A 23077-nucleotide genomic window follows, 5' to 3' on the forward strand; every position below is an offset into this window, starting at 1 on the left:
TGAGAGACAAACCGTGAAGCAACGCGTGGGCATGATCGACGTCGCCCGGGAGGCCGGTGTCTCCCTGGGCACCGTCTCCAACGTCTACAACCAGCCCGACCGGGTCTCCCCCGCCACCCGGCTGCGGGTCCAGAGGGCCATCGACCGCCTGGGCTACGTACGCAGCGAGACCGCACGCGTGCTGCGCGGACGCCCCTCACGGATCATGGCCATCGTCGTGCACGACCTGGCCAACCCCTTCTGCATCGCCCTGGTGCAGGGCGCGGAGCAAGCCGCCCGCCGGGCGGGACTGGGCATCATGGTCTGCAACAGCGCCGGCGACCCCGCCGAAGAGACGCGCTACGCGTCACTGCTGATCGAGCACCGCATCCGCGGGGCACTGATCGCCCCGACCGATTCGTCCGGACAGTCGATCACCGCGATGCGGCGCAGCGAGATGCCCCTGGTGGTGGTCGACGACTCCAGGCCCGGCCGCGACGCATGCTCGGTCGCCGTCGACGACGTCCTCGGCGGTGAACTGGCGACCGCCCACCTGCTCGCCGCAGGGCACCGGTCCATTCTGTTCGTCGCCGGCCCCGCCCGTCTGCCGCAGATCCAGGCCCGCAGCCGCGGAGCACTCAGAGCCCTGGCCCGGGCCAGGCTGCCCGCCTCCGCGGTGACGCAACTCGACTGCGAGAAAATGACGGTGACCGCGGGCCGGGACGCCGCAGCCCGGATCCTGGGCATGCGCACCCTGCCGACCGCCGTCTTCTGCGCGAACGACCTGCTGGCGACCGGAGTCCTGCAAAGACTCTTCGAAGCCGGAATCCGCGTCCCCGAGGACATCGCCCTTGTCGGCTACGACGACATCGAGCACGCCGCGGCAGCAGCCGTACCGCTCACCTCCGTCCGGCGCCCCGCGCGCCTCATGGGAGCACAAGCGGCCAACCTGCTCATCGACAAGACCTCCTCCGCCTCCCCCGTGGAACACACCCACCGGCAGGTCGTGCTCCGGCCGGAACTGGTCGCACGCCGCTCCTCGTCCAGACCGGGCATGCACGTTCCCGCCCGGCCGTGACGGTCAGGCCAGGTCCAGGAAACTCCAACGGGCGTCCGGCCGGGCACCGCTCAGCCACTTGCCGCAGTTCTGGAGCACGACCGGGCTCGACGTGATGTGCTGCGTGCCCGTGCCGAGGTCGCGCAGGAAACGGTCGACCGGGCCGCGACGGATCGCCGCCGAGCCGGCCCAGCGGTGGACGGTGCGGCCCACCTCGTACACGGTCGAAGTCGTGTGGTTCAGGACGAGACGGATCAGAGTGTCCTGCTCCGTGCTCGGCAACCCGCCCTCATCCAGAGTCCGTTCGACGCCCTGCCAGACGTCGTTCACCCAGGCCCGGGCCGCCCGGAACCCGGCCTCCGCCGTCGCGTACTCGGCGTGGAACTGGGAGGTGTCGACCGCGGCGGCCCGCGATCCGGTCCGCTCCGCGGCGACTTGCTTCAGCTCGTCCAGGAGCCGCCGTCCGACGCCGAGGGCCCACCCCGTGTGCCCGATCGCCGACAAGTCGACCAGTCCCAGGCGGTAGACGGCACCGCCGTTGACCGGCGTGTCCGTGGTCGCGACGTAGGTGTACTCGTGCGGCACGTACACGTCGGTGCAGTGGTAGTCGACGCTGTCTGTCGCGCGCAGGCCGAGCACGTCCCAGTTGCCGTCCAGGGTCACCTGCGCCTTCGGCATCGCCAGGACCCGCAGTTCACCGGTGCCCTCGACCTGGATCGCGCTGTGGATGTGAGTGGCGTGCGCCATCCCGGAGGCGAACTGCCACTGGCCGCTGACCCGATAACCACCCTCCACGGGGACGGCCCGGCCGGGGCGCGTGCCGTGCCCGGAGAGCAGCGCGTACTTCCCGTTCGGTACATCGGGGAACAGTTCGGCCGCCGCCTCGCCGGCGAGGTACGCCGCAGTGGTCCCGGTCATCAGCTGCAGCGCGAACATGGTCCACCCCGCCGCGGCGTCGTGGTAGCTCACCCGCTCCACCGTCTCGATCAGCTGCCGCGGTGCGAACTCGTATCCGCCCAGGCTCAGCGGGAGCTCGGCCCGGACGATCCCGGCCGCCAGCAGTGCCCCCGCCGTCTCCTGCGGCAGTCTTCCCAACTCCTCGGCTGCCTCGGCCCGTTCGTCGAGCATCGAGCCGAGCGCGTCGATCCGCTCCAGCACCCCCGCCAGTTCCGTACTGACATGCAGCCGTCCCCTGTCCCCCATCACATTCCTCTCCCTGTGGCCTGATTTCGCGCCGGAGGACGGGAGCAGCGCACCTCGGCATCCGCATCCAGCCACATACCGAGCCTGATCCAGCCTCGCTCGCGTTCTTCCGCATCCGTTGCTTCCCACCAACACCGCCCGCTCCTATGGTGAGACGTAACCAAGAGCGTGCCGGGGGGTGAGACCGATGGCCATCACCGAGATAGCAGTAGCTGTGATCACGACCGGGCCTGCCTATATTGCGGTCTGGTTGACCGCCCGCAAGCCCCAGCCCGATGCGGCACCAACGCAGACCTGTGCGCATGCCGCCGTCTGCGAGCAGTGCGAAGACCGAGTCGCCGCCGCCGACGTCATGCCGAGCCACCGGGCATTCTGGGCTCTCGCGGCCTAACCCCCTCCCTTCGCCATACGGCGGCCGCGCCCACCCCACTGCCATCGGGGCGGGCGCGGCCGGCCGCGTTACTCCTCGTCGCGCAGCCGGGCGGCCAAAGAGGTGAGCGGCTCGGTGTCCTCGGTGTGGCCCAGGGTGACCAGGCGGGAGATCGCCGCTTCGAGGCGGGTGAGGGCGGGGGCGGGGCGTTCGAGGTAGATGCCCTCCACGGCGCTCGCGAGACGGACGCACTCGGCCCATTCACCGGCGCGATGCGCGTCCTCCGCTCCCGGTTCGCCGAGCAGGGCCAGGGCCTTCTCCAGGGCTGCCAGGGCGTCTTCATACGTACCGGCGTGTGCGTTGACCCGCCCGTATTCGTAGGCCAGCGCGGTGTCCAGGGAGCGGCCGTGGGTCTCGTACCCGGCGGCGCGGGCCTCGTCGGCGATCCGGCCGGCGTCGGCGAGGTAGGTGAGGGCACCGGCCAGGCCGTCGGCGCCCTGTTGGCGGCTCTGGAGCAGGGCGAGTTCGCGCAGGCAGTTGCTGAGCTGTTCGTAACGAGGGGCTCTGGCGTGGGCGGCGAGCGCTTGGTCGGCGGCCTCGCGGGCCCGGTCGAACTCGCCGGATTCGCCGAGGAGTACGGCCGTCTCGCCGGCGATCATGGCGTGGCTGGCCGGGTCGTCGTCCCAGCCGGCCGATTCGGCCGCGAGGGCGGCGAACTCCACCGTGGCGGCCTTGAGGTCCTCCCCGGCGTGCAGCGCCCGGGCCCGGATCAGGCGCAGTTGGGCCGCGAGGCGGTCGTCCAGCTCGCCGGTGGCGACGTCCGGTTCGGCCAGGAGGGAGTCGAGCAGGGCGATGCAGTCCTCGATGCGTCCCAGATCGAGGCTGAGCTGAGCCGCGTTGCTGTAGGTGCAGAACGCGTCGACGCGGTTGCCGTGACGAAGGTCGAGCTCCGCCGATCGCGTCAGGTGCCGCAGCGCCTCGTCGGGGCGGTCAAGGCGCATGCAGGCTTCGGCCAGATCGCCGTGGAGGCGGGTGGCGTCGACCGCCTCGGCCGGCCAGTCGGCCGCCAGGCGCAGGCCCTCGGTCAGGTCCGCGTGCGCGCCTTGCGCGTCTTGCAGGCCCAGTTGGAGTCGGCCGCGCAGTGCGAGCGTGCGGGGCAGGTGCCAGGCGGGGCCGTGCGTCTTGAGCTGGTCCAGGAGGGCGTCGGCCTCGGTGACCGCGGCGAGCAGGGCGCCGGAGAGGGCGTGGGTGGTGGCCCGCAGCAGCCGGGCGCCGGAGAGCTGTGCGGCGAGGTCGTGCCGGGTGGCGAAGGCCTGCAACAGGTTGATCTCGGCGAAGACCGGCTCGACGTGCTCGGGGCTGCGCGATGTCTGCAGGCGCAGGGCGAGCGCGGTCGCCCGCATGCGCAGCAGTCGGGCCTCCTGGTAGGGGACGAGGCCAGGTGTCTGTTCGTGCAGGCTGACCATGGTCGCGTGGGCGGCCAGCAGCATGCTCGTCTTCGCCTCGGCCCCGTCGCCCTCCGGTGCGGGGATTTCGGCTTCGGCGAGCAGGGCGCCGGCGCGGGCGAGGGCCGCCTGGCCCGGTGCGCCGGCGTCTTCGTACAGGCCCGCGGCCTCTTCGTGCAGGGCGGCGGCGTCGGCGTACTCGTCCTTGTGGGCGGCCCGGTTGGCCTCGTCGGTCAGCAGGTCCGCGCGCAACTGGGCGAGCGGGCCCACGGCCGGGTCCCGGGGGTGGGTGTAGGAGCGGGCGGTGACGAGCGTGCGCAGCCGCTTCCAGCAGTCCGCCTCGTCCGGGTGACCCTGCTCGTCCAGGGCCCGTGCCCGGAGGATGAGTTCGGACAACGACTCGGGGACGAGCTCGGTCGCGGGGGCGACGGGCGCTGCGGCCGGCGCGGCCGGGGCCACCTCGTCCAGGCCGCGGGTGCGCAGGGTCAGTTCCAGCGCGTCCAGGAGCGGGGCACGGTCGAGGCGGGTTCTGCGGCGGTCGGTGTGGGCCGTGGTTCCGTTGCGGGCGTCGAAGCGGGTGGCGAGGTCCTCGGCGCGGCGGCACACCTCGGTGCGCAGGCCGGCCACCGTCCAGGTACGTCCCGCGTATCCGGCGGCGGGCAGATCACCGTGCCCGAGGACTTCGACGCGCTGGAGGAGGACCTCCACGCCGGTGAGGAAGTCGAACAGGTCCAGCGGCGAGTCCACCTCCTCGAACAGGTTCCGGTTCTCGGCGAGCAGTTCGAGACCGCGTGCCTCGTTGCCGGTCAGCGCGCAGAACTCCAGGTGCCTGCCGACCTCGCCGGACATCGAGGGGTTGCGGCGGCAGCCGCGGTAGCCGGCGAGGTGCAGTGCGCGGGCCCGCTCGGTGTGGCCGGTGCGCACCAGGGGCAACAGGGCGTACGAGATGGAGCGGGCCGGTTCCTCCTGGCAGGACTCCTTGCCGGCGAGGACGGGCTCCCAGGCGCGCAGTGCCCGCTCGTCGTCGCCTGCCGCCAGGTGGTGGCGGGCGCGCTCGCAGGTTTCGCAGGCCTCGCAGTCGCTGAACGGGGTGCGGGTGCGGCCCGCCCACAGCTCGTAGGCCAGGTCCGTGTCCTGACCGAGGTGCGCGGCGAGCTGGTAGGCCTGTCCGTAGTAGGGCTGCAGGCCCAGGTCTGCCTTCACGTATCGGTCGCGCATCTCCGTGAGCCACTGGTGCAGGCTGGACAGCGGTACCTCGGGCAGGGCGCGCAGGGCGTGCGCCACCCATTTGAACCGCCAGAACAGCATGTGGCGAAGGCGCTCGTCGAAGACGTCGGGCTGCTCGTCGAAGAGGGTGATCAGGCGGGCGAAGACGACGGGCGACTTACGGGGCTCGGAGCCGTAGGTGTAGGCCTCCTGGAGTTCGAGCAGCGCGTGGACGAGCGGGACGGGCTGCGCGAACTGCTCGGCGGCGTCGACGAGTTCCTCGGCCGTGAGGGTGCGGGTGCGGCCGTAGGGACGCCGGTCGTTCTCCTGCAGCGCCTCGTAGAGCGCGTCGGTGGTCTGGGGTGCGGTCGGCATCGTCAGCTGTCCTTGCGCAGGGCGTGGGCGAGAAGGTCGAGGAAGGAGCGGTTGATCAGGCTCGATTCGGCGGGCCTGAGCGGGCGCCGGGACAGCAGCGCGGCCTGGCCGTAGAGGGCTTCGGCGCTGGTGCGGGCCAGCTCGGGCTCATCGATGGCGACGGCGGTGCGCACCAGCGGGTTGAGTTGGTTGAGGATCAGCTGGGCTCGCGGGGCCTCCTGGCGCAGGGCGCCGAGGATGTCGCCCCACAGGCCGCCCTCCTGCTCCCGGGCCAGCTGGGAGCGGGTGCGCTCGTGCCGGGCCTCGCGGCTGTCGATGAGGAGGGCGGGGGCGGAGGCGGGCTGGAAGGTGCGCAGCGCGACGTCGCAGTCGAAGACGGCGAGGGCGTCGCGGGCCCGGGCGAGGTAGGCCGCGGCGGCCAGTTCCGTCTCGCGGTCGACGGGGTCCAGGTGGGCGGTGAGGACGGCCGGGTCGAGGTCGGCGACGCTGACCTCGGGCCTGATCTCGGGCAGCCGGTGGACCAGTTCACGGTCGTAGGTGTAGCCGCCGTTGACGACGCCCAGGCCGGCGGCCGAGGCGATCGCCGCGATCTGCCGGAACTCCTCCACGCTCGACGTCACGAGCACGGTGCGGTGGGTACGCGCGAATGCGTCGAGGGTGGTGTGCCCGTCACTGGTCTCGAACGGCAGCCAGGGCAGCAGCATCCGCAGGATCTCGTCGTCGTGCACCGCCAGCGACTTCACGGCCAGGTGATGGGCTTGCAGGAAGCGGGCGAGCAGGTCGGGGTCGCTGGCGGCGGCCCGGGCGATCCACGCGCGCAGCCGCTCGGCGAGGGCCTCGCGGACGGCGGCGAGAGTGTCGTCTTCGTACAGGGACTCGCGGGACGCGGTCGGGCGCAGGCTCTCGGCGTCGACGACGCAGCGCACGAAGAACGCCCACTCGGGCAGGATCTCCTCGGCCTGCTCGGACAGCAGCATGCCCTTGACGTGCACTCGGTGACCGTGGCGGCGCCCGGCCGGCACCGCCTCGGGCAGCACGCACGCGATGCCCTTCAGGCCCACGGCCGGCAGGTCGAGCTCGATGGTGTCCAGCGGCGTGAACCCGAAGGCCTCCTCGCCGTAGGCGGCAAGGGCGCGGGAACGGGCCCCGGGTGTGGGGTGCGTACGCGCCCAGGGTGCGGGCTCCGCGTTGATACGGGCGCCGGGGCCGCGTGAGCCGCCCGTGCCGTCGTCGAAGGTCACCGGGTGGCGCAGCAGGGAGCCGAAGTGCCGGGCCAGCGCGTGCACCTGCGACGGCCGCGTCCACTCGCCCGCGTCGGCGCGCGGCGTCAGCGTGACGGTGGTGCCGGGCCGGGGGCGGGCGGAGGCGGGCAGGGCGCGGACGGTGTAACTGCCGTCGCCGCGACCGCGCCATTCCACGACGGGGGCGTCGGGAGTGCGGGCGGAACGGCTGACGACGTGGATCTCGTCGGCGACCAGGAAGCAGGAGAGCAGGCCGATGCCGAACTGGCCGATGAAGTCGCCGCGTTGCTCGACGAGTTGCTCGGTGCGTTTGCTGCTGCGGCCGATCGTGGCGAGGAAGGCGTGGACGTCGGCTTCGGTGAGTCCCACGCCGTCGTCCTCGACGCGCACCACCGCGCCGTCTGCGTACAGGCGGATACCGAAGGCCTCGGCGGGGGCCTCCGGTGCGAGGCCGTGCCGGGCGGTCAGCGCGTCCACCGCGTTCTGCAGGAGTTCGCGCAGGTAGACACGGGGGCTGGAGTAGAGGTGGTGGGAGAGGAGATCGACGAGACCGCGCAGATCCACCTGGAAGGTGCGATCAGCGCCGGCCGGGGTCGCGGCGGTGTGGGGCAGAGTCATGGGCAGTCCGGGGTGGGAGGAGCGAACGTGTGGCGGGCGGACCGGGAGCAGGCGTGCCCCGGCGGTGGCGGTGATGACGGGCGGCCCGGGGAGCGCGGTGTGCGCTCAGGCGTGCCGGTGGTGACGGGCAACCCGGGGCGCGCGGTGTGGGCTCAGGCGTGCCGGTGGTGACGGGCGAACCGCTTCTCGGGCTCGGCGAGGAAACTCCACGGCCAGCTGGTGTAGGCACCGTCGAGCGACTTGAAGACGCGCCGGATCGTATGGCGCTCTTCGGCCAGCGAGAGGGCCATGGCGAACATGTTGAAGTCGCGCTGCCAGCCCGGGCGCCGTACATAGGCGGGGTGAAGGATGGTCCGGTCGGCCGCATCACGCAACTCGTCGCGGATCTCGGGGGTTTCGAGGCACGCCCCGTTGTCCGACTCGACCCAGTCCTCGATGTGCGCCATGGCGAGCACACAGCCGAGACGGTGCCCCTGCGGAGCGCGGGCGAAGGCGTCACGGGCGAACGCCAGGGCCTGGCCCGGCTCGCCGCCCCAGCGGGGCTGCATCTGCGACAGCCATTCCACGTGCGTCTCCAGGTCCAGCGGGTCGCGGCGCAGAGCGGCGTGCAGGCGGGTCTCGTTGATGGCGTGACCCACCGACATGCCGCGGCCGGAGGTGAGCAGGCGACGCCACGGCGTGACCCATTCCGGCCGCAGTTCAGCGGCCTCGAACAGCTGCTCCTCGGCGATGTTGAGCCGCTCGCGGAACACCCGCCACTGCTCCTGCGAGACATTCACGGCGCGGGCGGACGTACGCGCCTCCCAGCCCCAGCTGATGTGCCGTGCCCCGGATATCAGCAGGGCGGTCGCCCGGTGCTCCTTGTCCTCCCTGACGGCCCGGCCGATCCACCCCTGCACACCGTCCAAGTCGGCAAGCTCACCGAGGACGTGGTGGTCACGGCCGAGATCGAAGGGCGCAAGCGCCGCCTTGACCGCCTCCCAGTCACCGGCGTCGGCCGCCTCCACCAGCGCGAGCACTCGCACGTCCCCGAGCGCCCGCAGCGTATACATCCCGTTCTTCTGCCTGCGCGAGACGGGAAGGGCGTACGGATCCGCCTCCGGTCTCTCCTCGCCCCTGCCGAACAGCCTGCCGAGCATGCCGCGCCCTCCCCTGGTCCGCGTGATCGTCCGGTGCAGCATAAGCGGCTGCACCGACACGAACTCCACAGGGTATTCACAGGCGCTTCACGGGCAGGAGAGCAAGCATCGCAGCGGGGGCATGCGGGGATGTCTCTCGCGGTCTCGCGTCCGCGCGACGCATGTGTTGAACTGCGCCACATAATCCGCGCGCGATGGTGGGGTGAAGGCGATGCCGCTCGAGGGCGAGTACGGGCCGAGTCCAGCACGGTGGATTCGCGAACAGGTCGAGCTGTACGAGAGTTCGAACGGCACGCAGGGTACGACGCTCTGGGACACGGGCCTGCCCGTTGTCATTGTCACGATGCGCGGCGCGAAAAGCGGCAAGATCCGGAAGATCCCGCTGATGCGCGTGGAGCACGAGGGCAGCTACGCCGCAGTAGCCTCCAAGGGCGGCTTCCCGCATCATCCTGTCTGGTACTTCAACCTCAAGTCCGACCCGCACGTGGAGCTCCAGGACGGCTCACGACGCCGGGAGATGACGGCCCGTGAGCTGGCCGGGGACGAGAAGGCCCGGTGGTGGCAGCGCGCGGTCGCCGCGTATCCGCCGTACGCCGAGTACCAGGAGAAGACTGACCGCGTGATCCCCGTCTTCGTGCTCGAACCCGTACCCGGCGCTGGGCCGGTGTCCTGTCCCGGCGATTGATCACAGCGGGGCAGGCGTCCTAGCGCCGCAGCTGCTCCGGGGCGATCAGACGCTGGGGCACAGGCAGAGGCAGAGGCACAGGCACAGGCACAGGCGCCGTGCCGGGGGCCCGCTCGGCAGGGGTGCCGCTCAGCGCTCCGCTCATGTAGGCGAACAGCGCTTGGCCGATCGGGTCCGGCAGCGGCGTGCCGTCCTCGGCGTACCGCTCGTACTTCATGAGGTTGTAGCCGATCGCGGCCTGGCGGCGCCCGTCCTGCGTGGACAGTGCCCAGGTCCCCGCCCCGAACACGCCGCCGTCGTGGCCCCAGTACCAGCCGCCGTCGGGCATCTTGAGGGTGTACAGGCCCAGGCCGTAGCGCATCGCCGCCTCCTGCCCCTCCTCCGGCTCGTACGCGGGAACCGTCGTCTTCATCTCCCGCAGCTCCGCCGCGCCGATCAGCTTCCCGCCCAGGAGCTGGCGGTAGAAGTCGTTGAGGTCGTTCATCGTGGAGACCATCGCTCCGGCGGTCCCGGCCCAGGACATGTTGTAGACGCTGTAGTCGCGTGCCGGTTCGATGGCGCCGTAGAGCGACTCGTACATCTTGGCGTGCGGCCCTCGGATGCGGGCCGAGCGCGGGAAGTACGTGTGCCGCAGTCCGGCCTTGCGGATGACATGCTCGGTTATGTACGACTCCGGCTCCTGGCCCGTGACCTTCTTCAGCAGCAGTCCGGCGATGATGTAGTTGGTGTTCGCGTACGCGTATGTGCCGCGCGGGGCCTGCGGCTCGGCCTCCAGGCCCAGGCGGACCAGCTGCTCGGGCGCCAGCTCCCGGAACCGGCCCTCGTCCAGGGCGCCTTGCGGGTCCGTCAGCAGCTTGGGGAAGGCCGGCAGTATGTAGTCCGCGATGCCGCTCGTGTGGTTGAGCAGCATCCGCACCGTCACCTTTCGGCCCCGCTCGCCCGGCACCAGTTCGGGTAGGTAGTCGCCGACCGGAGCGTCCAGGTCGATGCGTCCCTTGGCCACTTGCTGGAGGACGGCCACCGAGGTGAAGGTCTTGGTGATGCTACCGATCCGGTGTTCGTAGTCGGGGCGCATCGGCCGCCCGGTGCCGATGTCGGCGACGCCTGTCGCGCCCCGCCACCGCTCGGACCCGTCCCTGACCGATGTATAGGCCCCGTACATCCCTGCCTGGTGGAACGCATCGAGCGAGGCGCGCAGCGCCTTCCGGTCGAGGTCGGACGTGCCGGAGACGGTGGATGCGGCGGCCGGGACGGAGTGCGATGGCGGGGCGGCGGCCCCGGCCGGAAGCACACCGACGGCGAGAGACAGCAGGACCGTCGACGCCACGGTGGCCAGGCGCACTCTGCGGCGGTCGGGGCGAAGACTCGGGTGGGTATGGGGCATGGGAGGGTCCCGTCTGATCAGGTGGGCGCGGCGGACGACTCCATCCTCGGTGCGCCACACCGTCCATCCCTCCACCCTTGGAACGACCCTGTTCACAGGAAGACATGACGTTTGTCAGGTTCGAACCCGCGAAGGCGTGTGCAAGCGGCCCGGACTCGGCGCGGGGCACGCCCCCGTCCAGCGCCCGCACCGCTGTCGCCAAACCCCCTCAACTGCCGTGGCCCGGCGCTTTCTTCGCCTTGGGCACGCGGCCCAGCGCGGGGCGCAGGAGCGGTGCGTGGCGGGTCAGGAAGTTCCACAACTGGTCGGCGACCGGTCCGTGCGGCCGATCACGCCGGCGCGCTGCCGAGAGTTCCTCGACCACGCCGGGAAAGTGCCGTCCGGCGATGGAAAGCAGCCGTCCGTCACGCAACTCGCTCTCGATCATGAACCGTGGCACGTGTCCCCACGCCATGCCGTGCAAGATCAGTTCCTTCTTCATGAGGTGATCCGGAACGGAGCTCTGGGGCGCGCCGTCGACCAGGAAGTGGCCTTGTTCGGACGGATGCCGCGCCGAGTCCCGGACCACGCATTGGGTGAAGGCCTGCATCCGCTGCGGTGTGATGTCGGTGTCCGGGGGGAAGGGCAGGAAACCGGGCGCCACGACGGGCACCAGGGCAACGCGGCCGAGATCGATCCACTCCATCCGCACGTCGCTTTTGGGAACGCGGTGCACGATCAGGTCGGTCTCGTCCTCCAGCAGCCGCTCCCAGGGACCGGTGACCGTCTCGAACTACAGGTGCAGCCGGGTCTGCGGGCACTGCGCGAAGAAAGCACCGAGCAGCTCAAGTACCGGCGGGAGCGGGCACAAATCCCCCAGCACCACGCGCAGTTCGGCCTCTTCGCCCATCGCCAGCTGCGCGGCGTAGGTCTGCAGTTCCTCGGCCTCGTGCAGCAGGAAGCGCACCTTGCGGTGGAAGGCGTGCCCCGCCTCGGTGAGCCGCACCCGGTAGCCCGAGCGGTCAAGGAGCTCCAGGCCCAGCTGGCGCTCCAGTTTGGCGACCGCCGCGAACACCGAAGGGTGCGAGCGGTGCAGCCGCTCGGCGGCCGCTTGGAAGCCTCCGTCCAGCACCACGGCGTTGAAGCACTGCAATTCGTGAAGCGTGAAGTCCGTCATTGTCCAGCCAACCTACAAGGCTCGTCCGATCTTTGTAATAGCACTCCGCCGGTCGGTGTTCCTAGGCTGAGCGCATAGCCGCTGCCGCCCGATCACTGGAGCTGACATGACTTCTCACGTTCGTACTGCCATCACCACCGGTGACGGCGTTCGCATCGCCTACCGTTTCGACGGCGACGAGCACAAGCCGGTGCTGCTGCTCTCGAACTCCATCGGTACCGACCTGCACATGTGGGACGGCCAGGTGCCGGCGCTGAGCGAGCACTTCCGGCTGCTGCGCTACGACGCGCGCGGCCACGGCGCCTCCGATGTCCCGGACGGCCCGTATTCCCTGGACCGGCTGGGGCGCGACGTGGTCGAACTGCTCGATGCCCTGGGCCTGGAGCGGGTGCACGTGCTGGGCCTGTCCCTGGGCGGCATCGTCGCGCAGTGGCTGGGGATCCACGTTCCGCAGCGCGTCGACCGTCTGGTGCTTTCCAACACCGCCGCCTACCTCGGCCCGCCCGGGCAGTGGGACCGCCCGATCGCCGATCTGCTGGAAGCCCCCGACATGCGGGCCACCGCGGAGAACTTCCTGCACAACTGGTTCCCGGCCCGCATGCTGCAGGGTGACAACGAAGTTGTCGAGGGCTTCCGCCGCACGCTGCTCGCCACGCGGCGCGAGGGCGTGGCCGGTAGTTGGGCCGCGGTGCGCGACTACGACCTGCGCCGCACGGTCACGCTCATCCCCAACCCGACACTGGTCATCGCGGGCGAGCACGACACCGTCACCTCCGCCGCCCACGGAAAGGAACTGGCCGCGACCGTCCCCGGCGCCCGGTTCACCGTCCTGCCCACGGTGCACATGGCCAACATCGAAGGACAGGCACAGTTCTTGGACGCCGTGGTGTCCTTCCTCACCGAACAGACCTGAGGACAGCTTCTCCGCCGCCGTACGTCTCCCGGCGGGGCTGTCTGGCCGGGGTGAGCCGGTCAGGACAGCGACCGTGTCCCGACGTAGGGAAGTTGAGCCCGGCAGATGGCCGGCGGCAGCACTACTTGCGCCGCGCGCCGGCATCGCAAAGGGCGGCGAATCCACGCTTTGTTCCGTGCGGCGTCCCGTCCTCTACGGCGTGGTCAGTACGACTCCGTGCAGTCAGTCTGGCCGCTCCAGTAGCCGCAGGCCCAAGCTTTGATGTCCTTGTCGTTGACCATGACGCCGTAGAACTGACCGCTGCCCCGGGTGGTGTACTGGTTCCCCCGGGTGTTCTTGATGACGATCTTCGATCCGGCGGGCGCGTTCAGGCGGAACCGGCCCCAGGCCGCGCGACAGGACGGGCTGTAACGCAGCTCCATCGCTTTGATCGGCCCTGTGCCCACCCTGACCGTCCTGGCATCGTTCTGACAGGTCGTGGCGGCGGGAGTGAGGCCATTGCACGATGAGCCGTGACAGCTTGCGGCGGCCGATGCCGGGGTGGCGGCCATCCGGCTGAGCCCAGAGTAGCTGACGGTGAAGGGCTCGCCATCGGCAGAATCCCAAATTACGTCTGCGACCCTTGGGAGCTCGCACATGACTGTGGCGAGGCAAAGTGGCTCGTCCCAACTGCCAGTCGCCAGATCGGCAATCAATGGGTGCATTGGTCCGCTGCCGGTGACCATCTCCGCCACATGGGAAAGCATCACGGTTTCATGGTTTGCATTTGCGGGCCTGATGACTTGCAGGACTACACGAGCGGCGACCGGTTCCCCGCCCAGAGCGCTTCCTACTGATGCGGAAATATGCTCTCCGGGTGACGTGCCAGGGGACCAGCGCACGGCGAAAGTTGCCCGCATGGTGTTAATCGAGATAGGGGAGGGTCCGCAATTTGGCAGTGTCACCCGCAAAGCATACGACGGAGGTCTCAGCTGTGGCAGTACTGCCGGAGCTCCGAAGATATGGCTAGAGCGGCCGCGGACGCATAGAAGTGAAAGGGTCCAAATCTGGGCGCTGCACCTTTCTATTGCCAGCCATCCACGGAGACGTCTGGGCCTCCCGCGAGGTAGCGGTGGAGGGCGCTTGAGGTGGTTTCCACGAATGTCTCGGGGATGGCGTTGGCATTGACCCAGCGGACCTGGGAGTGCTTGCGGGGTTCGCGGTTTTCGGGTTCGCCGGTCCATTCGTGGGCGGCGAAGACGACCGTGAGGAAACCGTTGGGGGCTTCGACGCCCCAGGCGCCGTGGATGATGTGGGCGACCTTGAGGGACTCGGGCTTCACCGTGAGGCCGGTCTCCTCATAGAGCTCGCGGACCGCGGTTTCGGTGATGGGCTCGCCCGGCTCGCTCTTGCCGACCGGGAGGTCCCACATTCCCTGGGCGAACTTGGCGTTCTCGCTGCGCTGGAGGAGGACGACTCGGTTGGTGGCCTTGTCGTGGACGATGACGGCGGCGACCAGCAGGGTCATCGATTCGAGCGCCGGCTTGAGGGCCTTCGGCTGGTCGTCGGTCCGCTGGGTCACGGTGTTCCCTTCGTCGGGCGGGTTGTTGGGCATGTTAGGCGAGGGCTTCGCGGGCGCGGCGGGCGAGATCGGCGGCGCCGGGCACCTTGCGCCGCTGGTAGAGCGCGAGGGTGGAACGGATCGAGGTGATCGCCTTGCGGGTGCGGTCGGAGGTCATGCCCTCCATGAGGGCGAGGGCCTGGGTCCAGGCGGCGACGGCTTCGTCGGCGCGGGCCTGTACGGCGAGGCTGTCGCCGAGGTCGGCGTGGGTGAGGGCGTGGACGCGCTTGTACTTCTCGGGGTCCCAGCGGGTGAGGGCGTCGCGGTGCTGCTGTTCGGTGCCGATGTGGTCGGCGAGATCGGTCAAGGTGCGGGCGGTGTGGCTGGCCACGGTGCCGGCGGCGGGGCCGCTCACGTGGGAGTAGCTGGGCTGGGGGCCGTCGTCCCGTAGGAGGGCGTCCTCGGCGGCGAGCAGGGCGCGTGCGGCCGACGGGTTCTCGTCGGTGGCGGCGTAGGCGCGGGCGTGGGTGATGTGGAGGAGAGCCTCGGTCTGGCCGTCGACATGTCCGAGACCCGTGCGGAGGGCGCCTTCGACGAGGTCGACGCAGTGGTGGGGCTGTTTGAGGCTGAGGGCCTGGTGGGCGAGGGCGCGCATCATCCAGGCGGCGTGGCCGTGGGGGTCGGCTTCGCAGGCGAGCCTGTAGCCGACCTGGTAGTAGCGCTGGGCGGCGCCTTCCTGGCCGAGGTCGTGGTGCTTCCACCCTGCGAGGTAGGCGAGTTCAGCGACGGCACCGAAGGCGGCCCGGCGTAACGCTTCGCTGGGAAAGCGTCCGCGCAGCATGGGGGCGGCTGTGTCGGCGAGGTACGCAGTGACGGTGGTCAGGCCGTGCCCACCGCCGAGGCGCTCGTCGGCGGCGCTGAAGGCCGCGGTGATCTGGCGTACGACGTCCACGTCCCCCGCACCGACCAAGGACGTGCCGGTGCGAGCGCGGAGCATGCGCGCGGTGGCTTCGTGGTCGTATCCGAGCGGCATGGCGACGCCGGCGGTGGTGAAGGCCGCGATGGCGAGGAAGCGGCGGCGCTCGACGTCGGCGCGGCCCAGGTCGGCGACGGCGAGGACGGGGTCGGATTCCGCCGGCTCCTCGGCATCACCGACGGGCAGGCCGATCTCGGTACGGGTGACCGTACGCCCCGCTCTACGGGACAACGCCTCGGCCAGGTACTGGCCTACCCGGCCCGACGGGGCACGGGTGCCGTTCACCCAGTGCGAGATGGCCGACTTGTTGGTCTGGAGGATCTCGCCGTTCTCGGACGCAATGCACCGCACGTCTCTGGCGAGGCCCTCGTAGGTGCAGTCGACCGCAGCGATGACGTCACGCAAACGGGAGTTGGGGTCTCTCTGGGCTGCCACGATCGCCTCCGCCCTGGAGCTGTAAACCGCGTATACCGCTTCAACTGCCTTCCACCGTACCCACTGAGCGTGACCACCGGTTCACTTATCAGCAGCCGCCCGGAATGGTGCGACCGTGATCCAGGCTCCACCTTGGTCCGGGCGGCACCCCGAAGTTCCGTACGCACACACCAGGCTCGAGCATTCCTGTGCCCGAATCCGGCCAATCAGAGACGGAGACACGGTGACCACCATCGACACCACGGCCATCACGGTCGAGCTGCCCGCGGCGTTCGACCCGCGCTGGAGCCGCCTGCCCGGCATCCAGGTCGACGGCCGGCGCATCACCATCGACCCGGCCCAGCACTTCTTCCGCTTCGAGTCCAACACCTGGCTCGTCGCCGACTGGGAGCTGGTCAAGGCCCAGCTCCTGGACGTCGACGAGACGACCGAGAGCGCGGTCGAGCAGCTCGCGCTCGACTTCATCAAGCAGCACAGCGAGTCCACCTCCGACCCCGCCCGCGTCGTGGCCACCGCGTACGAGGTGTACGCGTACCTCTTCCGCGACGAGCACCTGGCTAGCCTCGGCCTGCCGCAGATCACCGCCGACCACCTGCGGATGCTCCGCGAGGCGGCCACGCTCATGGCGCTCAACAAGGTCGGGCTGGACGGGCACATCTCCAACGTCGGCCCGTGCTGGTTCTTCCCTGCCGCCACGTCCGTCGTCTTCGACCTGGACGACGAGATGGGCGGGATGCTCGACGAGGTCTACCACGGCGGCTGGTTCAACGAGCACCGCCGGATCGAGTCCATCAAGGCCCACGCCGCGCTCGGCGGCCGGCTCGTGCACGGCTGCCAGTCCGTGCCGGACCAGTCCGGCGGCGTGGTCGCGCCCTACGGTGCCTCGATGGCGAACTTCCGCGACGACCTCGCCGCGTTCAAGCAGGGCTGGATCGAGCAGATCTACGCCCACCGCGTGAACCCCGCCGCGTAACCCCCACCCGATCAGGCTCCGGGGCGGGCCGGCACCTCTCGCCCGCCCCGGACGCCACCGTCCCCCCGGAGCCCTCTCGTGACCACGAACCCCAGCGCCGAACTCCTCGACAACCTGCTCACCATGACCGGCCAGACCACCGCCGTACGGGAGGAGGTACGCGTGTGGTCCATGTCCGGCGTCGAGCGCGTGACCTTCCACGACGGTGCCACCGCCATCTTCAAGTACGCCAGGAAGCCGTTCGACAGCGAGGACCAGGCCCTCCGCCTTGCCCACACCCTCGGGGTTCCCGTCCCCCAGGTCCACGCCTCCGCCGTCCTGAACGGCTGGCTCGGCATCTTCATGGAGGACCTCGGACCGTCCGTCCGCGAGGCCGACGACCTCGACGGCGTCGCCGCGGCCGTGATCCTGCACGGCACCCGTACCGCTCCGCCCTTGCCCGTCCTCGACCAGGAGCGGCTGCGGACGCTGCCGGTCCGGGCGACGGAGCATCTCGAACGGCTGCGCAAGGCCGACCGGTGGCAGGACGCCGACGACGTCGAGGACGCGCTCGGCCGTATCGCCCAGGCCGCCGAGGCCCGCTCGGCCGGAGCGACACTGGAGCCGTTCGGCTGGGTGCACTCCGAGTTCCATCCCACCAGCCTCCACATCGGCGAGCGCGGCTGGCGGCTGCTCGACTTTGCCCGCGCCTTCACCGGCCCCGGCCTGCTCGACCTCGCCAGCTGGCACGGCACCATCGATCCGCCGCACCCCGTGCGCCTGCGCGTCTTCCTGGAGCAGTACGTCACCGCCGGCGGCACCCCCGACGCCCTAGCCCCGCGTGGCGGGGTCACCGCCGAGAACTGGGCCCTGGGCTGGCACCGCATGTGGGCCGTCGAGTGGTTCATGGAGCAGTCCGTCCGCTGGATCGACGACCCGGCCACCGACCCCGCCTATATCAAGGCTGTCCGCCGCCACCTCACCGACGTCCTCCACCTCCTGGAGATCTGACGTGCTCGCCCGGGCATCCCCATGGCACGCCCACGCCCTCCAACGCACCGCCGCCGGACTCGCCGAAGCCCTCTCCGTACCCGCCCGGATGGAATGGACCACGAAACCCGGCCATGGCCCCGGAGCAGAGATCCTCGGCCCCGACCTGCGCGCCAAGCGGCTCCTGGAACTGGGCTGCGGCCCCGGCCACAACGCCGCCCACCTCGCCACCCGCCACGGCGCCCACGTCACCGGCGTCGACCTGGTCGGCCTCCAGGTCCGCCGCGCCCGCTCCCACTACGGACGGCTGAACAACCTCACCTTCGTAGCCGGCCACGCCCTGCACTACCTGCAAGCCTCCGACGAGCAGTTCGACGCGGTCTACTCCGTCTTCGGCGCCGTCGGCCTCGTCGCCCCCGAGCTCCTGCTCCCGGCTGTCGCCCAGCGCCTCACGCCCGGCCGGGTGCTCGCCTTCTCCGTCCCGCACCCACAGCGCGGCGGCCGCAGCCCCTCCGGCGACGACCGGCCCCGCCGCGACTTCGTCACCCTGCCCGACCGCACCCGGCTCCCCATCGCCCGCTGGGAGTTCTCCACGGACCGGTGGGAGAAGCACCTCAGCCAGGCTGGCTTCTGGCTCACCTCGGCCCAGAAGTTCCACGACCCCCGCATGGGCCACTGGCCCACCACCCTGCTGATCCGCGCCCGCAAGCTCTGACAGCCGCCTTCGCCCGGCCTCTGGAGGACCGATGCGCCCGCCCTACCTGCTCCTCGACGTCGACGGTGTCCTCATACCCTTCCCCGACGCGGACGGGACCACCCCAGCTACACACGCTCGCCACGAGGTCGTCCCCGCCGGCCGCAGCGCCGACAACCCGGTCACGGTCTGGCTCAACCCCGACCACGGCCGTCTGCTCCTGGACGTCGTCCGCACCGGCTTGGTCACCCCGGTCTGGTGCACGAGCTGGCGCCAGGACGCCACCACCCTCATCGGGCCCCTCCTGGGCCTCCCGACGCTGCCGTATATCGATCTCCCACGTCCGCAGATCACCACCAGCCACCCCAACGGCTACCTGTGGAAGCGCGACCACGTCGACGCCTGGCTGGGCGACAGCCCCGCCGTCTGGATCGACGACGACTTCACCAGTCTCGACCATGAATGGGCGGTGGAGCGCACTGCGAAGGGAACGGCGACCATCCTCATTCAGCCCGAGCCGCACCTCGGGCTGCAGCCCGAGCACCTGACCGAGGTCACGACGTGGGCCTCGCAGTTGCCCGCAGCCCACGCCGCCTGACGACTGCTGCCCTCACTGCCACGAGCAGCGAGGGCAGCAGCCTGATGCGCATAGTGCCCCACTCGACCAAGACGTGCGGAAGGTCGAGTGAATACGGACCGACATGACGCCTGAGCTTGTTGGTTGAGGCTTCGAGATCACCGCCAACGGCACGGGAGCCTTGTGCGTTGCGGGTATCGAGCTCGTCACTCAATCAAGTGGTCGCGGTGAAAGAGCTCACCCTGCCTTGGGGCTCCCGCTCGCTGGTGCTGCTGAGGCAGACTTGCTGGGATTGCTGCGAGCATGCCCAGCGACCTCAGGATGCGTCCGGTGTCAGCCCCGTCGATGGTCATGTAGGAGCGCGGGCGTCGGGCGTCGTGGGCGTAAGCGTCCATCATGCCAACCACGCTCGGCTTGATCTGATGACAGTGCTGCAGAACGAGTAGCTCCGCGGGCTCGGTGAACAGTCGATCGATTTGGTCCCGTTCTTGCCCAGGGCCTTGACGTCCATGGCGCGCGGGTGGCCGGGCCCCTTGAACAGCCAGGCGGCCGAAACCTGGCGCCCGCGGACGAACACTCGTGATGTGTAGAGGTCGGAGCGCTCGCCACCCCAGTCCTTCGGAACGTACGACTCGCCGATCAGTCCGGCGAAGGCGTGTTTCACCACATCCTCCGGCACACGCAGGACCACTTCACCCTCAGCCTCAGTGAAGGGAGATGTGAAGTCGATCCCGTTGAATTGGCTGATATCGCTGGGGTACACCCGTGTTCCCGGCGTCAGTCCCCCGGCGGCGAGGTCGTCCTGGCTCTGGGGTTGAGGTTCCAGCTGCGATATTGCAGGGGTGGGTAGAGCCCTGTCTCATGTTTGACGGGCAGGTCCTCGTAACAGGAAAGGGCAATGCTCCCGCCAGCCTCATCACCCCTAGTCCCACCCGTAGCACGTAGGGTAGCCGATCTGACGGGAAGGTCGCAGGTAGATGACGGCTCCCAGAGGTGCGGTCGAGCCAAGACCATGGTGCACGATCCGGGCAAAGTCTGTGTACACAAAACGGATCGGTGACTGGGAAGGTGTCCGTGCCTCCGCTCGATATCGAGCGAGGCACGCTCCTTAAGCGGGCTTGCCAGCCTCCGCGTCACCGTCCCCTTTGCAGGGATTGCGGCTGGGAGCGATCGGCCACCGGTGTGGCTGGCGGGTTTGCCGTGGCGGTGACGAAAGACGTGCCGCTGACCGTACTTCGCTTGCGAGCCGCTTGTGCTCGCCGATTCGGCTGAGCCGTGATGAGCCAGTTGAGGACCTCGGCGGGGCGCTCGGCGCTGTCGAGTTCCCGCTGGGCTGCCGCCCAGCCGAAGCCGGGAACACACAGCGCCAGCAGGAACGGCTGGATGCGGGCGGCGACAAAGCCGAGGTGGTGGCGTGCGCTGCGCCGCAGGCGGTGGAAGTGGTGCTTGGCTGCGGTGGTGGCGCTGACCGCCGCCTCCACGGCCAGCTGTATCTCCTCGCCGGTCGGATAGTCCTTCTTGTCCAACGACAGGGACGACTTGAGGTGCAGGTCCTCGAAGGCTTGAGGTGCAGATCCTCGAAGGCAAAGACGTCCTCGACGGCGATCTGCCTGGCCGTCGGACCGCTGAACCGCCACACCCGCCAGGTCGCGGTGCCGCCGCCCGCCCTCCCGGGGATCCTCGATTACCCGCGCCCAGGCGGCAACCCCCGGCGCCACCGCGACGACTACGGCACACGGGACAAGGACGCCCGGGATCCGACGATGAACAGGGAGCCGACCATGAGCCGAGCACGTTCAGGAAGACTGCAGGTCACGCTGGCCGCGCTGGCCGTCACCGCCGCGAGTGGTACCGCACTGACGCTGCCCCGGGCGTCGGCGCAACCCACCACCCCGGCCGCGGCCACGGCCGCTGCCGGTAGCGCCACCGGCTACGCGACGCAGAACGGCGGGACCACCGGCGGCGCGGGCGGCAAGACGGTGCGGGCCACGACGGGCACCGCGATCCACACGGCCCTGTGCACCCGCGCCGCCGACGACACCCCGATCACCATCGAGGTGGAGGGGACGATCAAGCACTCCAACACCACGAAGGTGTCGGGCGACAGCTGCAACACCGCGGCCGGCGTGATCGAACTCAAGCAGATCAGCAACGTCACGATCATCGGCGTCGGCAGTGGCGCCGTCTTCGATCAACTGGGCATCCACATCCGCGATTCCAGCAACATCATCATCCGGAACGTGACCGTCAAGAACGTCAAGAAGTCCGGCTCCCCCACCTCCAACGGCGGCGACGCCATCGGCATGGAGAGCGACGTGCGCAACGTCTGGGTCGACCACACGACCCTGGAGGCGTCCGGCGGGGAGTCCGAGGGCTACGACGGCCTCTTCGACATGAAGAACAACACCCAGTACGTGACGCTGTCGTACAGCATCCTGCGCAACTCCGGGCGTGGCGGCCTCGTCGGCTCCAGCGAGAGCGACGTCTCCAACAGCTACATCACCTACGACCACAACAAGTACGAGAACATCGACTCCCGCACGCCCCTGCTCCGCGGCGGAACCGCCCACATCTACAACAACTACTACACCGGCCTCAACGAGTCCGGCATCAACTCCCGGGCCGGAGCCAAGGCCAGGGTGGACAACAACTACTTCAAGAACTCCAAGGACGTCCTCGGCACCTTCTACACCGACGCGGCCGGCTACTGGCAGGTCAGCGGCAACACCTTCGACTCGGTGACCTGGTCCCCCGCCGACGACGAATACAACCCGGCGGGCCCCAACCCGACGTCAAACACCACGGTGAGCATCCCCTACGCCCACTCCCTCGACAAAGCCGCCTGCGTGCCGAACATCGTGGCCAGAACGGCGGGAGCGGGCACGGGCCTCGCGGTGTCGGACGGCACCTGCTGAACGCGGCAACCGCGGTCATCGCTTCTCGCGGCGCACGGCACAAGGCGCCCGGACGGGATAGTCCGGTGACCCCGCTCCGGCCGCTGCACGGATAGACCGCGGATCTCCACCGGCCGCGGCGGCGCAACCTCTCCTCCCGGGTGTCGGTACCCCCGCAGGAGAAGAGTGCGCCGCACGCGGCCGGCTCGGCACGAAGGCCGTGAGCGGTGGACGACCGTCCGCCCGGCGATGACGTGCGGGGGTCAGCGGACCTTCGTCAGCTCACCCTTGTCCTTCAAGGTGGCGATCCCGCTGGCCCAGAGGCTGTTGACCCGCTGCCGCTCCTGCGCGTTCGGGTAGGCGTTGGTGCACGACGTGCCGGGGCCGCCACCGGACATCAGCTCGCTGCACGGGCCCGAGTAGTGATCGGGCAGACCGAGCACGTGGCCCGTCTCGTGGGCCGTCACCCGCGTCGAGTTGTACTGCTGGTTCTGCCGGTAGTCCAGGAAGATGTAACCGTGGCCGCGCCCGTCGGTGGAGGCGTACGAGCCACGCGAGTCGTTGCCCTCGCGGTACTCGAAGTCGGCGGTGGAGCTGGTCTCCTGGAGCTTCACGTTACTGACGGAGGAGTTCCATATCTGCGTGCTCCGCGCTATCTGGCTGCGGAAGCTCGGCGCCCGCGTCGTGCGGTACCGGACGGTGACGAGCTGTATGCCCGGCTGCGCCGCCTGCTTCTTCAGCGCCGACTTCATGACAGCGTCGAAGAATGCCCGGTTGGCGGCCGCGTTCTCGGCGGAGCCCGCGTACGCCGACGTGGCGTTCGTGGAGGCGGGCTCGGCCGCGCCGGCCGCGGGCGCCGCGAACGCCGAGGGGGCGACGGCGAGCGAGCCGATGAGAGCGGCGGCACCGAGAACGGCGTGAAGTCTGGTGCGGGATCTGTTCATGGGGGTGTGTCCCTTCCGGATGTCCGGTGGCCGGGTTGGCCGGGCGGCCGGGAACTCCGGGACACAAGAGTGCCCGGAGCCCGGGACCGGGATCTGGGTGTGCAGCTCCCGGTCGGGACGAGTATCGGGAAGGCTGGGCTCGTTCGTACCGATACCATTCGGCGATAGCAGCAGAGCATCAACTCATATGCGTAGTAACTGACCGTTTCAGAATGACGTTCGTTGTGGGGCTTGGCAGTTGAGTGTTGTCTCGGCAGGATTGGTTGGGTGGCTGCTGAACTTGTGCCTGATGACTTGTGGGAAC

At 69.8% G+C, this 23077-nt stretch carries 18 protein-coding genes and 3 pseudogenes; 8 read left to right on the forward strand and 13 right to left on the reverse strand.

All coding sequences use genetic code 11. From position 1 onward, the window contains the following. The first annotated feature begins 13 nt into the window (after nucleotides 1-13). Nucleotides 14-1057, forward strand: coding sequence for a LacI family DNA-binding transcriptional regulator (locus IE226_RS38985; RefSeq protein WP_190086263.1), 1044 nt, complete (start codon nucleotides 14-16; stop codon nucleotides 1055-1057). Nucleotides 1058-1060: 3 nt separating this feature from the next. Here the strand turns inward: IE226_RS38985 and IE226_RS38990 are convergent, their stop codons facing one another. The 4 genes from IE226_RS38990 to IE226_RS39005 all read right to left on the reverse strand — a co-directional run bounded on the left by IE226_RS38990 (nucleotide 1061) and on the right by IE226_RS39005 (nucleotide 8633). Then, nucleotides 1061-2239 (reverse strand): acyl-CoA dehydrogenase family protein, encoded by a 1179-nt coding sequence (locus IE226_RS38990; RefSeq protein WP_190086264.1) that lies wholly within the window; start codon nucleotides 2237-2239, stop codon nucleotides 1061-1063. Nucleotides 2240-2698: 459 nt separating this feature from the next. Beyond that, complete coding sequence (locus IE226_RS38995) at nucleotides 2699-5635, reverse strand: hypothetical protein (RefSeq protein ID WP_190086265.1); 2937 nt, start codon at nucleotides 5633-5635, stop codon at nucleotides 2699-2701. 2 nt (nucleotides 5636-5637) lie between these two features. After that, nucleotides 5638-7494 carry an HSP90 family protein gene (locus tag IE226_RS39000; RefSeq protein WP_190086266.1) on the reverse strand — a complete coding sequence of 619 codons (1857 nt, stop codon included), beginning with the start codon at nucleotides 7492-7494 and terminating at the stop codon, nucleotides 5638-5640. 152 nt (nucleotides 7495-7646) lie between these two features. Then, nucleotides 7647-8633 (reverse strand): hypothetical protein, encoded by a 987-nt coding sequence (locus tag IE226_RS39005; protein ID WP_190086267.1) that lies wholly within the window; start codon nucleotides 8631-8633, stop codon nucleotides 7647-7649. Nucleotides 8634-8844: 211 nt separating this feature from the next. Here IE226_RS39005 and IE226_RS39010 point away from each other — a divergent pair, with 211 nt between their 5' ends. Then, entirely contained in the window at nucleotides 8845-9318 is a 474-nt protein-coding gene (locus IE226_RS39010; protein WP_190086268.1) for a nitroreductase family deazaflavin-dependent oxidoreductase, read from the forward strand. A gap of 19 nt (nucleotides 9319-9337) precedes the next feature. Here IE226_RS39010 and IE226_RS39015 read toward each other — a convergent pair whose 3' ends face one another. The 3 genes and pseudogenes from IE226_RS39015 to IE226_RS44460 all read right to left on the reverse strand — a co-directional run bounded on the left by IE226_RS39015 (nucleotide 9338) and on the right by IE226_RS44460 (nucleotide 11858). Beyond that, nucleotides 9338-10702 (reverse strand): serine hydrolase domain-containing protein, encoded by a 1365-nt coding sequence (locus tag IE226_RS39015; protein WP_190086269.1) that lies wholly within the window; start codon nucleotides 10700-10702, stop codon nucleotides 9338-9340. A gap of 208 nt (nucleotides 10703-10910) precedes the next feature. Beyond that, a pseudogene (locus IE226_RS44455) lies at nucleotides 10911-11450 on the reverse strand (substrate-binding domain-containing protein); the annotation flags it as partial. A gap of 24 nt (nucleotides 11451-11474) precedes the next feature. Further along, complete coding sequence (locus IE226_RS44460) at nucleotides 11475-11858, reverse strand: LysR family transcriptional regulator (RefSeq protein ID WP_229871842.1); 384 nt, start codon at nucleotides 11856-11858, stop codon at nucleotides 11475-11477. Nucleotides 11859-11964: 106 nt separating this feature from the next. Here IE226_RS44460 and pcaD point away from each other — a divergent pair, with 106 nt between their 5' ends. Beyond that, a complete protein-coding gene (gene pcaD, locus IE226_RS39025) occupies nucleotides 11965-12771 on the forward strand; it encodes a 3-oxoadipate enol-lactonase (RefSeq protein ID WP_190086270.1) in 807 nt (268 codons plus the stop codon). A 203-nt stretch (nucleotides 12772-12974) separates the two neighbouring features. Here the strand turns inward: pcaD and IE226_RS39030 are convergent, their stop codons facing one another. From IE226_RS39030 to IE226_RS39040, 3 genes are all read right to left on the reverse strand, one after another. After that, nucleotides 12975-13517: a DUF2690 domain-containing protein gene (locus IE226_RS39030; RefSeq protein WP_229871843.1), complete on the reverse strand. Its 543-nt coding sequence runs from the start codon at nucleotides 13515-13517 to the stop codon at nucleotides 12975-12977. Nucleotides 13518-13834: 317 nt separating this feature from the next. Beyond that, the gene (locus IE226_RS39035; RefSeq protein WP_190086271.1) at nucleotides 13835-14365 is read right to left on the reverse strand and encodes an NUDIX domain-containing protein; all 531 of its coding nucleotides are present in this window, start codon (nucleotides 14363-14365) and stop codon (nucleotides 13835-13837) included. 1 nt (nucleotide 14366) lies between these two features. Then, nucleotides 14367-15722, reverse strand: coding sequence for an NsdA family TPR-like regulatory protein (locus IE226_RS39040; RefSeq protein WP_190086272.1), 1356 nt, complete (start codon nucleotides 15720-15722; stop codon nucleotides 14367-14369). Between the two features lie 223 nt (nucleotides 15723-15945). Between IE226_RS39040 and IE226_RS39045 the strand changes: the two genes are divergently transcribed. The 4 genes from IE226_RS39045 (at nucleotide 15946) to IE226_RS39060 (ending at nucleotide 18956) form a co-directional block, all read left to right on the forward strand. Continuing rightward, complete coding sequence (locus tag IE226_RS39045; RefSeq protein WP_190086273.1) at nucleotides 15946-16695, forward strand: hypothetical protein; 750 nt, start codon at nucleotides 15946-15948, stop codon at nucleotides 16693-16695. Nucleotides 16696-16773: 78 nt separating this feature from the next. Beyond that, the gene (locus tag IE226_RS39050) at nucleotides 16774-17685 is read left to right on the forward strand and encodes a phosphotransferase family protein (protein WP_190086274.1); all 912 of its coding nucleotides are present in this window, start codon (nucleotides 16774-16776) and stop codon (nucleotides 17683-17685) included. 1 nt (nucleotide 17686) lies between these two features. Next, nucleotides 17687-18379 carry a class I SAM-dependent methyltransferase gene (locus IE226_RS39055; RefSeq protein ID WP_190086275.1) on the forward strand — a complete coding sequence of 231 codons (693 nt, stop codon included), beginning with the start codon at nucleotides 17687-17689 and terminating at the stop codon, nucleotides 18377-18379. 31 nt (nucleotides 18380-18410) lie between these two features. Beyond that, the gene (locus tag IE226_RS39060; RefSeq protein WP_190086276.1) at nucleotides 18411-18956 is read left to right on the forward strand and encodes an HAD domain-containing protein; all 546 of its coding nucleotides are present in this window, start codon (nucleotides 18411-18413) and stop codon (nucleotides 18954-18956) included. 373 nt (nucleotides 18957-19329) lie between these two features. Here the strand turns inward: IE226_RS39060 and IE226_RS39065 are convergent, their stop codons facing one another. Continuing rightward, entirely contained in the window at nucleotides 19330-19698 is a 369-nt protein-coding gene (locus tag IE226_RS39065) for a hypothetical protein (protein WP_190086277.1), read from the reverse strand. A 370-nt stretch (nucleotides 19699-20068) separates the two neighbouring features. Beyond that, nucleotides 20069-20266, reverse strand: a pseudogene (locus IE226_RS39070) (relaxase/mobilization nuclease domain-containing protein); the annotation flags it as partial. Nucleotides 20267-20716: 450 nt separating this feature from the next. Here IE226_RS39070 and IE226_RS39075 point away from each other — a divergent pair. After that, nucleotides 20717-21847: pseudogene (locus IE226_RS39075) on the forward strand (pectate lyase family protein); the annotation flags it as partial. A 245-nt stretch (nucleotides 21848-22092) separates the two neighbouring features. Here the strand turns inward: IE226_RS39075 and snpA are convergent. Next, on the reverse strand, nucleotides 22093-22773 hold the full coding sequence (snpA, locus tag IE226_RS39080) for a snapalysin (RefSeq protein ID WP_190086279.1): 681 nt from the start codon (nucleotides 22771-22773) through the stop codon (nucleotides 22093-22095). Nucleotides 22774-23077 lie beyond the last annotated feature (304 nt).

It is taken from the genome of Streptomyces longisporoflavus (assembly GCF_014649775.1).
Taxonomy (GTDB): Bacteria; Actinomycetota; Actinomycetes; order Streptomycetales; family Streptomycetaceae; genus Streptomyces; species Streptomyces longisporoflavus.

Coding starts and splice junctions, on each gene's coding strand:
- IE226_RS38990 (WP_190086264.1), bottom strand. CDS start 2,239: ATGGGGGACAGGGGACGGCTGCATGTCAGTACGGAACTGGCGGGGGTG.
- IE226_RS38995 (WP_190086265.1), bottom strand. CDS start 5,635: ATGCCGACCGCACCCCAGACCACCGACGCGCTCTACGAGGCGCTGCAG.
- IE226_RS39000 (WP_190086266.1), bottom strand. CDS start 7,494: ATGACTCTGCCCCACACCGCCGCGACCCCGGCCGGCGCTGATCGCACC.
- IE226_RS39005 (WP_190086267.1), bottom strand. CDS start 8,633: ATGCTCGGCAGGCTGTTCGGCAGGGGCGAGGAGAGACCGGAGGCGGAT.
- IE226_RS39010 (WP_190086268.1), top strand. CDS start 8,845: ATGCCGCTCGAGGGCGAGTACGGGCCGAGTCCAGCACGGTGGATTCGC.
- IE226_RS39015 (WP_190086269.1), bottom strand. CDS start 10,702: ATGCCCCATACCCACCCGAGTCTTCGCCCCGACCGCCGCAGAGTGCGC.
- IE226_RS44460 (WP_229871842.1), bottom strand. CDS start 11,858: ATGACGGACTTCACGCTTCACGAATTGCAGTGCTTCAACGCCGTGGTG.
- pcaD (WP_190086270.1), top strand. CDS start 11,965: ATGACTTCTCACGTTCGTACTGCCATCACCACCGGTGACGGCGTTCGC.
- IE226_RS39030 (WP_229871843.1), bottom strand. CDS start 13,517: ATGCTTTCCCATGTGGCGGAGATGGTCACCGGCAGCGGACCAATGCAC.
- IE226_RS39035 (WP_190086271.1), bottom strand. CDS start 14,365: ATGCCCAACAACCCGCCCGACGAAGGGAACACCGTGACCCAGCGGACC.
- IE226_RS39060 (WP_190086276.1), top strand. CDS start 18,411: ATGCGCCCGCCCTACCTGCTCCTCGACGTCGACGGTGTCCTCATACCC.
- snpA (WP_190086279.1), bottom strand. CDS start 22,773: ATGAACAGATCCCGCACCAGACTTCACGCCGTTCTCGGTGCCGCCGCT.